13 protein-coding genes are annotated in these 13,056 nt (G+C 68.1%); 9 read left to right on the top strand and 4 right to left on the bottom strand.

Annotated elements, in window-relative coordinates; genetic code table 11:
• The first annotated feature begins 41 nt into the window (after window positions 1-41).
• The gene (locus R8G01_06780) at window positions 42-497 is read left to right on the top strand and encodes a universal stress protein (GenBank protein MDW3213679.1); all 456 of its coding nucleotides are present in this window, start codon (window positions 42-44) and stop codon (window positions 495-497) included.
• 34 nt (window positions 498-531) lie between these two features.
• On the opposite strand, the gene R8G01_06775 is transcribed toward R8G01_06780, so the two are convergent.
• Entirely contained in the window at window positions 532-987 is a 456-nt protein-coding gene (locus tag R8G01_06775; GenBank protein MDW3213678.1) for a universal stress protein, read from the bottom strand.
• Between the two features lie 163 nt (window positions 988-1,150).
• On the opposite strand from R8G01_06775, the gene R8G01_06770 reads away from it, so the two are divergent.
• The 4 genes from R8G01_06770 (at window position 1,151) to R8G01_06755 (ending at window position 7,175) form a co-directional block, all read left to right on the top strand.
• Window positions 1,151-1,519 (top strand): hypothetical protein, encoded by a 369-nt coding sequence (locus tag R8G01_06770; protein ID MDW3213677.1) that lies wholly within the window; start codon window positions 1,151-1,153, stop codon window positions 1,517-1,519.
• 95 nt (window positions 1,520-1,614) lie between these two features.
• The gene (nifJ, locus tag R8G01_06765; GenBank protein MDW3213676.1) at window positions 1,615-5,211 is read left to right on the top strand and encodes a pyruvate:ferredoxin (flavodoxin) oxidoreductase; all 3,597 of its coding nucleotides are present in this window, start codon (window positions 1,615-1,617) and stop codon (window positions 5,209-5,211) included.
• A gap of 1 nt (window position 5,212) precedes the next feature.
• Window positions 5,213-6,250, top strand: a complete 1,038-nt coding sequence (locus R8G01_06760; GenBank protein ID MDW3213675.1) for a dihydroorotate dehydrogenase-like protein — start codon at window positions 5,213-5,215, stop codon at window positions 6,248-6,250.
• A 97-nt stretch (window positions 6,251-6,347) separates the two neighbouring features.
• Complete coding sequence (locus tag R8G01_06755; GenBank protein MDW3213674.1) at window positions 6,348-7,175, top strand: universal stress protein; 828 nt, start codon at window positions 6,348-6,350, stop codon at window positions 7,173-7,175.
• 7 nt (window positions 7,176-7,182) lie between these two features.
• On the opposite strand, the gene R8G01_06750 is transcribed toward R8G01_06755, so the two are convergent.
• Window positions 7,183-8,184, bottom strand: a complete 1,002-nt coding sequence (locus R8G01_06750) for a 2-hydroxyacid dehydrogenase (GenBank protein MDW3213673.1) — start codon at window positions 8,182-8,184, stop codon at window positions 7,183-7,185.
• Window positions 8,185-8,262: 78 nt separating this feature from the next.
• Here R8G01_06750 and R8G01_06745 point away from each other — a divergent pair, with 78 nt between their 5' ends.
• Window positions 8,263-8,727, top strand: coding sequence for a peroxiredoxin (locus R8G01_06745; protein MDW3213672.1), 465 nt, complete (start codon window positions 8,263-8,265; stop codon window positions 8,725-8,727).
• On the top strand, window positions 8,724-9,488 hold the full coding sequence (locus R8G01_06740) for a VIT1/CCC1 transporter family protein (protein MDW3213671.1): 765 nt from the start codon (window positions 8,724-8,726) through the stop codon (window positions 9,486-9,488). The genes R8G01_06745 and R8G01_06740 overlap by 4 nt, the downstream gene beginning before the upstream one ends.
• Before the next feature lie 17 nt (window positions 9,489-9,505).
• On the opposite strand, the gene R8G01_06735 is transcribed toward R8G01_06740, so the two are convergent.
• Entirely contained in the window at window positions 9,506-10,372 is an 867-nt protein-coding gene (locus tag R8G01_06735; protein ID MDW3213670.1) for a sigma-70 family RNA polymerase sigma factor, read from the bottom strand.
• A gap of 290 nt (window positions 10,373-10,662) precedes the next feature.
• Here R8G01_06735 and R8G01_06730 point away from each other — a divergent pair, with 290 nt between their 5' ends.
• Both R8G01_06730 and R8G01_06725 read left to right on the top strand, forming a co-directional pair.
• Complete coding sequence (locus R8G01_06730) at window positions 10,663-11,385, top strand: GAF and ANTAR domain-containing protein (GenBank protein MDW3213669.1); 723 nt, start codon at window positions 10,663-10,665, stop codon at window positions 11,383-11,385.
• Between the two features lie 238 nt (window positions 11,386-11,623).
• Window positions 11,624-12,283 (top strand): GAF and ANTAR domain-containing protein, encoded by a 660-nt coding sequence (locus R8G01_06725; GenBank protein MDW3213668.1) that lies wholly within the window; start codon window positions 11,624-11,626, stop codon window positions 12,281-12,283.
• A 3-nt stretch (window positions 12,284-12,286) separates the two neighbouring features.
• Here R8G01_06725 and R8G01_06720 read toward each other — a convergent pair whose 3' ends face one another.
• Complete coding sequence (locus R8G01_06720; protein ID MDW3213667.1) at window positions 12,287-13,054, bottom strand: hypothetical protein; 768 nt, start codon at window positions 13,052-13,054, stop codon at window positions 12,287-12,289.
• Window positions 13,055-13,056 lie beyond the last annotated feature (2 nt).

Here is a 13,056-nt window from a genome sequence, read left to right as displayed (position 1 = left end):
AGTCGGATGATGTAGGTAGGTCCGATCAGGAAGGAGCGGCCATGAGAGCTCAGACACTGGTGGTTGGCTACGACGGTTCGAACGATGCCCGCAGGGCACTGGACGCCGCGATGGCCCACGTCTCGGACGACGGCATCGTGCACGTCGTGACCGCGTTCGACCCTCCGAGTCGTGCGGAACTCGACCGGGTGCTGCGGAAGCTCCCGCCCGAGTTCCAGAACTCGGCCAGCTTGGAAGAAACCCCTCGTGGGTACCTCCGTGACGCCGAGGCGCAACTCGAACGCGCGGGGATACGTCACGAAGGCCACTTCGTCGACGGGCATCCGGCGGCAGCCATTCTCGATGTCGCCGACGCCGTCGGCGCCGACCTGATCGTGATCGGAACACGCGGCCTCGGCCGCGTCGACCGGTTCCTCCGGGGGAGTGTCTCCGCGAGGATCGCCAATCACGCTCGCACGAGCCTGATGATGATCCATCACGACGAAGCCGCCGCCTGAACGGCGCGACCGGCCGAGGTCCGGTCGCCGGGCCTCAGTCGGCCGGTGTGGTCGTGCGACCGACCGGCGGCACGATCAAGACGGGGCACTCGGCCCGTTCGGCGACCTGGTGGGCGGTGCTGCCGAGCAGGAGCGCCGGCCGTTGACCCGACCCGTGACGACCCACGACGATCAGTCCTGCGTCGTGCTCACGAGCGGCGCCGAGCATCGTGTCGACGGGACTGCCCTGGCGGAGGATCGGCGTCCACTCGTCGACACCCACCGATCGCACCGTCCGACACCACTCGTCGAACTGCTCGGAGATCTCGGCGGGGTGGCGCTCGGCGATGACGTGCCGTCCCTCGACGACATCGGTCAGTCCCACGGCGTGCACGATGACGAGCCGGGCGCCGCGAGACCTGGCGAGGTCGCCGGCGACGAACAGCGCTCGGCGGGCGTCGGCGGAACCGTCGATGCCGACGACGATCGGACGTTCGACCCGGTCGTTCATCGCATCGTCCGATCGCGGTGGGGGCGGAGACGTGCTGCGTCCATGTCCTGACGCTACGTCACCGCTGTCTGTCGGTGGTAGGGCCCGAGGTCCCGGACCGGTCGGTGCGAACATGCGACCGATGGCCCTGGTGGCGGACCTCGCGGCGCGGTTCGATGACCCCATGGCGACACCACGAACCGTCCACGACGAACCGTCCGACCCGGCTCGACACGCCACCGTTCAGGAGTGCCTGACGGTGCACGGCGAGCTCTACCCGCACGAGATCGACGCATTGATCGACCACTGGTCGAAGCTCGACGCTCGGCTGCGATCCTTCGACAGCGGGGCCGTGGTCCTCGATCTGTACATCAAGGATCGCGACAAGCCGAGTCAGCACCTGACGCTCGAGGCCACCGTCGACCGATGGCCGGTACTGATCGCCTCAGCGTCGGAGGTCGATCTCGGCCACGGACTGAACGTCGTCCGCGACGAGATGATCCGGTTGCTCACCGACGCCAAGGAGCGGCACAGCCCGCGCCGGCACCGCTGAGGGCGGCGACGACGGCGAGAAAGTGGCCGCGCGGCCGACGGATCCAGGACTTTGTACCATCCCCGGCCCGTTCGACCCCGGTCGAGGATGGACACATGCCCACTGCATACATCGATGGCAACGAAGCCGCGGCACGGGTCGCGTACGGGATGTCGGAGGTGATTGCGATCTATCCGATCACGCCGGCGTCGTCGATGGGCGAAGCGGCCGACGCCTGGGCCGCCGCCGGTCGGACGAACCTGTTCGGCGCGGTTCCCGACGTGATCGAGATGCAGTCCGAGGCAGGTGCCGCCGGAACCCTCCACGGCGCACTGCAGGCCGGCTCGCTGGCGACGACGTTCACCGCGTCACAGGGGCTGCTGCTCATGCTGCCCAACATGTTCAAGATCGCCGGTGAACTCTCGCCGACGGTGATCCACGTGGCGGCGCGGGCGCTCGCGACGCATGCGCTCTCGATCTTCGGCGATCACAGCGACGTGATGGCCGCCCGCACCACGGGCTTCGCGATGCTGTGCGCCGGGTCGGTGCAGGAGGCCCACGACTTCGCCGCTGTCTCGCATGCAGCGACACTGCGGACGCGCGTTCCGTTCCTGCACTTCTTCGACGGCTTCCGGACCTCGCACGAGATCAACCGGGTCGAACTGCTCGACGACGACACGATCCGGTCGATGATGTCGGCCGAGGCGATCGACGACCACCGGTTGCGCCGGCTCCGTCCGACGGCTCCGGTGATCCGCGGTACCGCCCAGAACCCCGACGTGTTCTTCCAGGCTCGTGAGGCGGCGACGCCGTGGCACGCACGTGTCCCCGCCGTCGTGTCCGACGTCTTCGACGAACTCGCCGAGGCGACGGGGCGCCGGTACTCGCTCGTCGACTACGAGGGCCACGCCGAACCCGAACGCATCGTGGTGCTGATGGGATCGGGCACCGGTGCCGCCGGCGAAGCCGTCGCCCGGCTCGCCGCGGAGGGGGAGCGGGTCGGCGTGGTGACCGTTCGGCTGTTCCGCCCGTTCCCCGCCGAGGCGTTGCTCGCTGCGATCCCGCCATCCGTCCGGTCGGTGGCCGTACTCGACCGCACGAAAGAGCCCGGTTCGGTGGGCGAGCCGCTGTTCCAGGACGTCGTCACGGTGCTGGCCGAGGCCGGTCGCGGCGACGTGCAGGTGATCGGCGGGCGGTACGGCCTGGGCTCGAAGGAGTTCACCCCGGCCATGGTCAAGGCGATCTTCGACGAGTTGGCGGCGGAGTCACCCCGGCGGCGCTTCACCGTCGGCATCGTCGACGACGTCAGCCGGTCGAGCCTGACGGTCGACCCGTCGTTCCGGATGGGATCGCGGAACCGCTCGGCCGTGTTCTCGGCGCTGGGGAGCGACGGCACGGTCGGAGCGAACAAGGCGTCGGTGAAGATCATCGGATCGCACGAGGGGTACCACGCACAGGGCTACTTCGTGTACGACTCGAAGAAGTCGGGATCGATGACGGTGTCGCACCTGCGCTACGGACCGGACCCGATCCGTTCCACCTACCTGGTCGACGACGCCGATCTCGTGGCCTGCCACCAGTTCGGGCTCCTCGACCGCTTCGACGTGCTGTCCACGGCGCGCCCGGGTGCGACGCTGCTCCTGAACTCGCCGTATCCGCCCGACCAGGTGTGGGATCACCTGCCGCTGACCGCTCGTCGGGAGATCGTCGATCGCGGACTGGAGGTGCACGTCATCGACGCCGCGACGATCGCCGACGAACTCGGGATCGGTGGCCGCATCAACACGGTCATGCAGGCGTGCTTCTTCGCGCTGGCCGACGTGATTCCGATGGACGAAGCCGTCGGGGCGATGAAGCAGTCGATCGAGGACGTATACGGCAAACGTGGACGATCGGTCGTCGAACGCAACCACGCCGCCATCGACCGAGCCCTGACCGCGATGTCCCGCCTCGAGGTGCCCGACCGTCTGAGCGCCGACGAGTTGGTCGAGGCGTCCGCCCCGGCCGACATCGACGAGGCGGCGTCGCTCGAGGAGCGGGTGACGGCGGCTCTGATCGCCGGACGGGGTGACCTCCTGCCGGTGTCGGCGTTGCCCGTCGACGGCACGTTCCCCACCGGCACCTCACGCATCGAGAAGCGCAAGCTGGCCGGCGAGATCCCGATCTGGGAGCCCGACCTCTGCATCGATTGCGGCAAGTGTGCGATCGTCTGCCCGCACGCCGCGATCCGGATGAAGGTCTACGAGCCCGACGAGCTCGGGTCGGCACCGGCGACGTTCCCGACCAAGTCGTTCAGGTCCCGCGAACTGGGCGGTTACCAGCTGACCGTTCAGGTCGCCCCCGACGATTGCACGGGTTGCGGCGTGTGCGTCGACGTGTGCCCGGCACGCGACAAGTCGGAGCACAAGCGCAAGTCGATCAACATGCGACCGGCGGTCGAACACGCCGCCGTCGAGCGCGATCGATGGGACTTCTTCACGGAGATCCCGCAGCTCGACCGAACCCTCGTGAGCCACGACTCGGTCAAGAACTCACAGCTGCTCGAACCGCTCTTCGAGTTCTCCGGTGCCTGCTCCGGGTGCGGTGAGACGCCGTACCTGAAGCTGCTCACCCAGTTGTTCGGCGATCGTCTGGTCGTCGCCAACGCCACCGGCTGCTCGTCGATCTACGGTGGCAACCTGCCGACCACGCCGTGGGCATCGAACGCCGATGGGCGCGGTCCGGCCTGGGCCAACTCCCTCTTCGAGGACAACGCCGAGTTCGGGCTCGGCATCCGGCTCGGTGTCGAGCAGCACCAGCGCGACGCCCGCCGCCTGGTGACCGAGCTCGCCGACCCCATCGGACCCGAACTCGCCGAGGCGCTGGTCACCAACACGCAACCCGTCGAAGCAGCGATCTTCGAGCAGCGCGACCGCGTGGAGGAGCTGCGACGGGCGCTCGGCTCGATCGACGATCCGCGAGCACGGCATCTCGATGCGATCGCCGACGAACTGACCAGATCGAGCACGTGGCTCGTCGGCGGCGACGGGTGGGCGTACGACATCGGGTTCGGCGGTCTCGACCACGTGCTCGCCAGCGGCCGCAACGTCAACGTGCTCGTGCTCGACACCGAGGTGTACTCGAACACCGGCGGGCAGGCCTCGAAGGCCACGCCGCTCGGTGCCGTGGCGAAGTTCGCGATGGCGGGCAAGGGCATGGGGAAGAAGGATCTCGGTGCGATCGCCCGCCGCTACGGCGACGTGTACGTGGCCCAGGTCGCGATCGGCGGCAGCGAGATCCAGACCGTCAAGGCACTGCAGGAGGCCGACGCCTGGGACGGCCCGTCGTTGGTGATCGCCTACTCGACGTGCATCGCCCACGGCATCGACATGCGCACGTCGATGACCCATCAGAAGGCCGCCGTGAAGTCCGGCTACTGGCCGCTGTACCGCTACCGGCCCACGGCGGCCGAGCACGAGCACCCGTTCCACCTCGATTCGTCGGCGCCGAGCATCCCGTTCCGGGAGTTCGCCATGGAGGAAGCACGCTTCGCGATGCTCACCCGGAGCAACCCGGAGCGGTCGCAGCACCTGATGGCGATGGCCCAGGCCGAGATCGATGAACGGTGGCACTACTACGAGCAGTTGGGCTCGGTCGAACGCACGCTGACGACGTACGGGGCCGACGATGACGAGATCGCCGTTGAGATCCGACGGCCCGGAGAGGAACACTGACATGACCGACCTCCACACCCGGTACCTGGGTATGCCGCTTCGAAGCCCGATCGTGGCGTCGGCCGGTCCGTTGACCGGTGACCCCGGACGGATCGCCGAACTCGAACGTGCCGGTGCCGGTGCCGTCGTGCTGCCGTCGCTGTTCGAGGAACAGATCGAGCACGACACCAACGAGATCGACCGCCTGTACTCGCTCCACCAGGACAGCTTCGGCGAGGCGACCTCGATGATGCCGGAGCTCGACGTCGACGACGTCGCCGCCGACGACCGTTACCTCGAGCTGATCGCAGCAGCCAAACAGGCCGTCGACATCCCGGTGATCGCCAGCCTGAACGGCACGCACATCGGCGCATGGCTCCGCTACGCCCGATCGATCCAGGAGGCGGGCGCCGACGCGATCGAACTCAATCTCTACTCCGTGGCCGCCGACCCCGCCGTCACCAGTTGGACGCTCGAGAGCGAACACTCGGAACTCGTCTCCGTGGTCGCGAGCGAGGTCACGATCCCGGTCGCGGTGAAGATCTCCCCGTACTACTCGTCGCTGTCGGCGTTCGTGGTCGGGCTCGAGCAGGTCGGCGCGGCCGGCGTGGTCATGTTCAACCGGTTCTATCTGCCGGACCTCGATCTCGACTCGCTCGACCTCGCACCGAAGATCTCGCTCAGCTCACCCGACGAACTGCTGCTCCCACTGCGGTGGACCGGCATCCTGCGCGACCATCTGACGATGTCGATCGCGGCGTCGACGGGGGTCCACCGGGGTGAGGACGTCGCCAAGGTGGTGCTCGCCGGAGCGGACGTCGCGATGACGACCTCGGCCCTGCTCCGCAACGGCCCGCAGCATCTGACGGTGATGGAGGAGCAGCTCGTCGACTGGATGGAACGGCACGAGTACGAGTCGGTCGAGCAGATGCGCGGTGCGGTCAGCCGCGAGGCGGCAGCCGATCCCTCCGCGTACGAACGTGCGAACTACATCGGCAACCTGGCGACGTACACGAGTTCGTTCCTGCACGCTCACCCACTCGTGTTGCACGACGCCTGACGGGTCGGCGACCCACCCGACTCGTGACCATGGGCTCTGGTCGCCGACCGGTTGGCCTGCGCACGATGGCGGTGTTCTCGACCATGGAGGAAGTCACATGTTCCAGCAGATCATCGTTCCCGTCGACGGGTCGGAACGGTCGTGGTCGGCCGCCCGGGCCGGTGCCGTCATCGCCGACGCGTGCGCCGCCGAGATGCAGCTCATCAGCGTCGTCGCCGACCAACGGCAAGCCGACGAAGTCGGTGCCGAGATCGCCGAGGCGCTCGACTCCGAACTTCCCCTCGCCACCGGTGTCACCGTCGTTCCGCTGATCGCCTCGGAGGCGAACGGTACGACGGTCGGTTCCACCATCGCGGCCCACGCCGAATCGGTCAGCGGCGCCATGGTCGTCATGAGCTCGACGGGTCGCGGACGGTCGGCTGCCGTGCTCGGCAGCGTCGCCGACGACGTGCTGCGGTGCATGTTCGGCCCGATCATCGTGCTCGGGCCGCGGGCGGTCGAACTCGAGTCGTTCTCCGGCGACCTGGTGGTCCCCGTCGACGGCTCGGACTTCGCGGAGACCATCCTGCCGCTGGCCGGCGCATGGGGCATCGCACTGGGTGCCCGGCCATGGATCGTCGAGGTGATCACCGAGCCGGTGACGGTCGACGTCGATGTCTTCGAGAGTTCCTACGCCCAGCGCCTCGCCCGGCGATTGCGGGAACAGACGCACCACGAGGTCGAGTTCGAGGTCTTGCACAGTGGGCACCCCGGTAGTGAGATCTCCGATTTCGCTCATCGGATGGACGCCCGGATGATCGTGATGAGCACGCACGGCCGAACCGGGCTGCGGCGGTTCACGGCGGGCAGCGTGGCGTCGTCCGTGGTGCGCACTGCGACCTGCCCGGTGGTCCTCCATCGGCCGCCCACGTTTCCGGCGAGCTGACGGACCGTCAGCCGGCGGCCGACACCCGATTCGCGCACTCGTCGCCGCCCAGGACCGCTGCGACGTTCTCCAACGTCGTCGTGGCGATCGACGCCAACGCCTCGTGGGTGAGGAACGCCTGATGTGCGGTCACGAGCACGTTCGGGAACGTCAGCAGTCGGGCGAACACGTCGTCGCCGATCACCTCGGCGCTGCGGTCCTCGAAGAACAGGTCGCCCTCCTCTTCGTACACGTCGATCGCGAGCGAACCGATCTGTCCCGACTTGAGCCCGTCGATCGCGGCAGCGGTGTCGATCAGGGCTCCTCGGCCGGTGTTGACCAGCATCGCTCCCGGCCGCATGCGCTCGATCGCGTCGTGGTCGATCAGATGGTGGGTGTCGGCGGTCAGCGGACAGTTGAGGGTGACCAGATCGGCGCGGCCGAGTGCCGTGTCGAGGTCGGTGTACTCGACGCCGAGTTCGACGAGATGGTCGTCGCGGTAGTCGTCGACGGCGATGACATCGCACCGGAGGTGCCAGAGCAACCGGGCCACGATCGCACCGATGCGACCGGTTCCGATGACGGCCGCGGTCTTGCCGGCGAGATCGAACCCCACGAGACCGTCGAGCGAGAAGTTGCCGTCGCGCACGCGGGCGTGCGCCCGATGGATGCCCCGGTTCAACGAGAGGATCAACGCCAGCGTGTGCTCGGCGACGGCATTGGGCGAGTACGCCGGCACCCGCACCACCTCGATCCCGAGTCGGTCGGCGGCGTCGAGGTCGACGTTGTTGAACCCGGCGCACCGCAACGCCACGCATCGCGTCCCGGCGGCCGCGAACTGTTCGAGCACGTCGTTCGACACGACGTCGTTGACGAACGCGCACACCGCCTCGGCGCCGTTGGCGAGCTGCGCGGTCTCACCGGACAGTCGGTCGCTCAGGAACGTGAGGTCGAAGCCGAACGATTCGTTGGCCCGCTCGAACGCAGCCCGGTCGTATGGTTTCGACGAGAACATCCGAATCTCGGCCATGCGGCAGTCTCGCCGCGCGACCGGGGCGTTCGCAATCGGCCCGGCCGCTCGGCGGGAGGTTGGTGGCAGAATCGTCCCATGCTGACGCCTGGACGCCCCGCACCCGCCTTTGCGCTGCCCGATCAGCACGGCGACGTCGTCGATCTGGCCGACCTCCGCGGGGGTTGGGTGCTGCTGTGGTGGTACCCCAAGGCTGCAACCCCTGGTTGAACCGTCGAAGGCCAGGCCCTGCGTGACAGGGCCGATCGACTCGCCGAACTCGATGTGACCGTCCTCGGAGCGTCGTTCGACTCGCCCGCCGAGAACCTCGCGTTCGCCGAGGCGCAGGCGTTCCCGTTCCGGCTCCTGAGCGACACCGATCGGCAGGTGGCCCGTGCGTACGGCGTCGCCCGTGACCCCGGCGACAAGTTCGCCGGGTTCGCGCGTCGGTTCAGCTTCCTGATCGACCCCGACGGTGTGATCCATCGGTCGTACGACGTCACCGACGTCGCCGGACACGCCGACCACGTCATCGCCGACGTCGAGCAGGCGGCCCGTTCATGACCGCCGCGCAGCCGTACACGGCGGTCTCCGAGCGCGAAGCGGCCGACCCGGGGAGTGATGCACGGCAGCTCCAGGAGCGCGTCGCGACGGTCACGCGGGGCGGGGCTCGCGCTGCGGTGCTCGGCGTCAACGACGGGCTGGTCACCAACGTCTGTTTGATCCTCGCCGTCGCCGGAGCCAGCTCCGGGGTCGACGAGGTGCGGATCGCCGGTCTCGCGAGCTTGATCGCCGGCGCGTTCTCGATGGCGGCGGGGGAGTGGATCTCGGTCCGCAGCCAGGTCGAGCTGTTCGACGGCATCGTGGACGAACTCCACCGGCTCGCCCGCCGTAACCCGAAGTTGCTGCTCGACGAGCTCACGTCGAAGCTCGAAGCGAGCGGACTGGCGACCGACACCGCGCAGCGGGTGTCGACCGAGCTGCCACTCGAAGGGAAACGGTTCGTCGACTTCACCGCTCGCACCGTGTTCGGGTTCGATCCCGGCGAGGTCGGCTCACCGGTGGTCGCCGCGATGTCGTCGTTCGCGCTGTTCGTTGCCGGGGCGATCGTGCCGCTCGCGCCGTGGTTCATCACCAGCGGCAACACCGCGATCGTCGCCTCGGTGACGTCGACAGCGTTCGCGAGTCTGGTCGTCGGAGGCTGGGTGAGCCGGTCGTCCGGTCGCCCGATGATCCAGGGTGCGTCGCGGCAGCTGGCGATCGTGATCGTCGCGTCGATCGTCACCTACGGCATCGGTTCGCTGTTCGGCACCGCGATCGGCTGATCGGCCGAGGTGGGTGCTCAGGCAGCGGGCGCCGGCACAGCCGGCTCGAGCGTCGATCGGAGCTGTGAGAGCGCCGCCTTGAGCAACCGGGACACCTGGACCTGGCCGATGCCGAGCTCGGTTCCGATGTCGCGCTGGGTTCGATCCTCGAAGAAGTGCCAGTAGACGATCATGCGAGAGCGGTCGTCGAGCCGCTTGACCATGGCGAGCACTTCGAGACGGTCGCCGGGCCAGGTGTCGTCCGATGCGAGGCGCTGTCGCCATCCGCCGCCAGTGTCGTCATCGTTCGGCCGATCGAGTGGTCGCGTCCGGTAGGCGGCGTTGGCCGTGATCGTCGCTGCGATCTCGTCGCGGTCACGGTCGACGAGGTCGGCGATCTCGTCGACGGTCGCCGGTCGGCCGAGCTCCTGCTCGAGGTGTTCGCGTGCGCTCCGTACGAGCGGTCGGAGATCCTTGCACCGACGTGGCACCGAGACGCTCCACGCACGATCTCGGAAATGCCGTCGCAGCTCGCCGGTGATCGTCGGCCGGGCGAAGCTCTCGAACTTCGAGCCGCGGTCGGGGTCGAAGCGTTCGGCGGCCTTGACCAGTCCGAGGCGTGCGACCTGGATCAGGTCGGGGAGCGGCTCGCCACGGTGAGCGAACTGGCGGGCACAGCGATCTGCGAGCCAGCAGTACTCTTCGACGATCAGGTTTCGGGCTGCAACGGCGCCGGTGCGTCGATACCGGCGAGCGAGGCGGTCGACGTCGAAGGACGACGCTCGGCCTGCGGGTCGGGTGTCGGGTCGGGTGTCGGGAGGGGTGTCGAGGACCACGATGTCTCCGGCACGGGGTTGGGCGGCGGATTGGGCGAAGCGAGCGTCGTGCCATCGCTGCTGTCGCATCGACGACTCGATCGGGGTCCGGAATCGGTCGGTCGCCTCCACGGTTCACCGACGCAGGGCAGCCGAAACCTGGTACTTCGTGAAATCCTCGTCAAACACACGCCGGCGGATGTGAAGACGTTCGAGCGTCGGGTGAGCGGCGTAGTGTGGATCACAATCGGATGAGATTGTCGTGGTAGGCACCATCGACGCTCTACTGTCCCCAGACCCCGGACAGCCGGCCAGGTCGGCTCGTAATCGCGCCCTGCGGCGGCATTCGCCGCTGTGTTCGCGTTGGTGGGAGACATCCGATGGAGTCCGTAGCTCCGCTGTTCGACCTGTTGCGGCGGTTCGCCGCCACGATGACCAGACAATTCGACGTCAGCGACGTCCTGTACGAACTCGGGGACGGAGCGATGGCCATTCTCGACGCGGCCGGTGCGGGTGTCTCGGTCGTCAACGACGTCGGCGAACTCGTCTTCATCACGTCGACGAGTCAGTTCCTCGTCGACATCGAGCACGTCCAGACCGAGCACCAGGCGGGGCCGTGTGTCGAGGCGTTCCGTCGCGGCGAAACGGTGCCGATCAGCGACATCGAACAACTCGACCAATGGCCCCACTACCGCGAGGCGGCCCGCCGAAGCGGGTTGTCGTCGGTGGTCGGACTCCCCCTGGTGCTCGACGACCACCACATCGGGTCACTCAACGTCTACGACACCAAGATCAGGACCTGGACGGAGGGGGAGATGGCCTCGGCATCCGTCCTCGCCGACGTGGCCACGGCGTACCTCGTGCACGCCGGCGAACTCGCCAAGGCCCGCGAGCTCACCGAGCAGTTGCAGTACGCCCTCGACAGTCGAATCGTGATCGAGCAGGCAAAGGGGATGCTCAGCCGCGATCACTCCATCTCCGTCGATGCCGCCTTCCGGGTCCTGCGCAAGTACGCGCGCAGCAACAACCTCGGTCTGCGCGACGTCGCTCACGGGGTGGTCGACTCGGGTCTGACGATCCCGATCCCCGAGGGCGGTCCGTGACGGTGTGTTCGTGCTCTCGCGAGCCGGATGTGGTCGTCCACGCGTCGTCTGGTAGCTTGCTCGGCTGCTGGACCGCCTCGTGCGGTCCGTCGTCCCCAGACCTCGGACGGTCATCGCTCCCGATCCGCAGGGTCGAGGAGCACACGTACCCACCAGGGCGCGTGATGCCATCTCGAGAGGTCGACGACATTTGGATTCCGAACAACTCTTCACCGTGCTGCGGCGATTCGCGAGGACGATGGCTCGCCAGTTCGAGGTCGACGAAGTCCTCCACGAGCTCACCGACCACGCGTGCTCAATTCTCGGAGCGGTCGGCGCCGGTGTCTCGGTGCGCACGGACTCGGACGAACTGCGGTTCGTGACGGCCACGAGCGAGCGGATCACGGCGATCGAACGAATACAGGATCAACACCAGGCTGGGGCGTGCGTCGAGGCGTACCGCACCGGAGACGTCGTCATCGCCTCGTCGCCGGGCGAGTTGGATCGTTGGCCGCACTATCGCAAGGCCATCGAGCAGGCGGACCTCGCGACGGTCGTCGGCATCCCGCTGACGGTCGACGGTGACCGGATCGGCTCGGTCAACGTGTACGACGTGACGCGAACGTGGAGCGACGACGACCTCGGGAGCGCGCAGGTGTTGGCCGACATCGCCGGGGCCTACCTGCTCCACGCCGGGCACCTCGCCGAGGCCCGGCAGTTGAGCACGCAGCTCCAGGACGCGCTCGACAGTCGTGTGATCATCGAGCAGGCGAAGGGCATGCTCAGTCGCGATCACGCCGTCACGGTCGATCGGGCCTTCGAGATGCTCCGGCGGCACGCACGGTCCACCAATTCCCATCTCCGCGATGTCGCCGAGCGGATCGTCGCCGGGACGCTTCGCCTACCGAACGGCGAGTGACGGTCAACCGGCGGAGGGCGGCCGCCGGTGCTCGGACACCAGTTCGTCGACCGCATGTTCGATCGTGTCCATGTCGTCGGCGGAGCCCTCTACCTGTCCGGCCATGACGGCGTCGACGTGCGTTCGGCCACTGGTGCCGCCGGTCGCGAAGTAGCGGAGGAACAGTTCGTCGTTGCCCGCTCCGATCGAGCCGAGCATCGCAGCGAGGTCGGCGATCGGGCGTGGCGTCCGGTCGGTGGCGAGGGCCGGAGCGCCGGGGCCGAGTCGAGCCATCACCGCCGACGCGGCTCGCGTGAGTGCCTCGACGACGGTCGCGTCGGCGGATGAGAGCCGGGCCGATCGGGCGTAGATCGTCAGCGCTCCGAGTGGGTCGCCCGTGTCGCCGAGCGGGAAGGCGTGGATCGAGGAGTATCCCGCTTCGCCGACCAGGCGGGCCAGCGTGCCGGCTCCTGCCCGTGTCGAGAAGCTCATGGATTGGTTGTTCCCGAGCGTCGACGCGTCGACGCTCGGCCCGCCTTCGGTCACCTGGGTTCGGTCGAGCGCTTCGACCGATGGCGACGACGCGTGGATGCTCCGGCGTGGCCCGCTCGACGTGAAGCTGATCCCCGGTCGGGCGGTCAGGAGGTCGGTGCCCAGCGAGACCAGGAGCTGGAGCATGAAATGCTCGGTCGACTCGCCCGACCGACCACCCGTTCGGCTGTCGGCATCGATATCGCCGCGGCGATGTGTCGGATCCTGCTCCATGTGCTCCCTGGCGTGCCCTTCGTCCACGC

It is taken from the genome of Ilumatobacteraceae bacterium (genome assembly GCA_033344875.1).
GTDB lineage: Bacteria > Actinomycetota > Acidimicrobiia > Acidimicrobiales > Ilumatobacteraceae > Ilumatobacter.
This window is presented reverse-complemented; position numbering and strand designations above follow the sequence as displayed.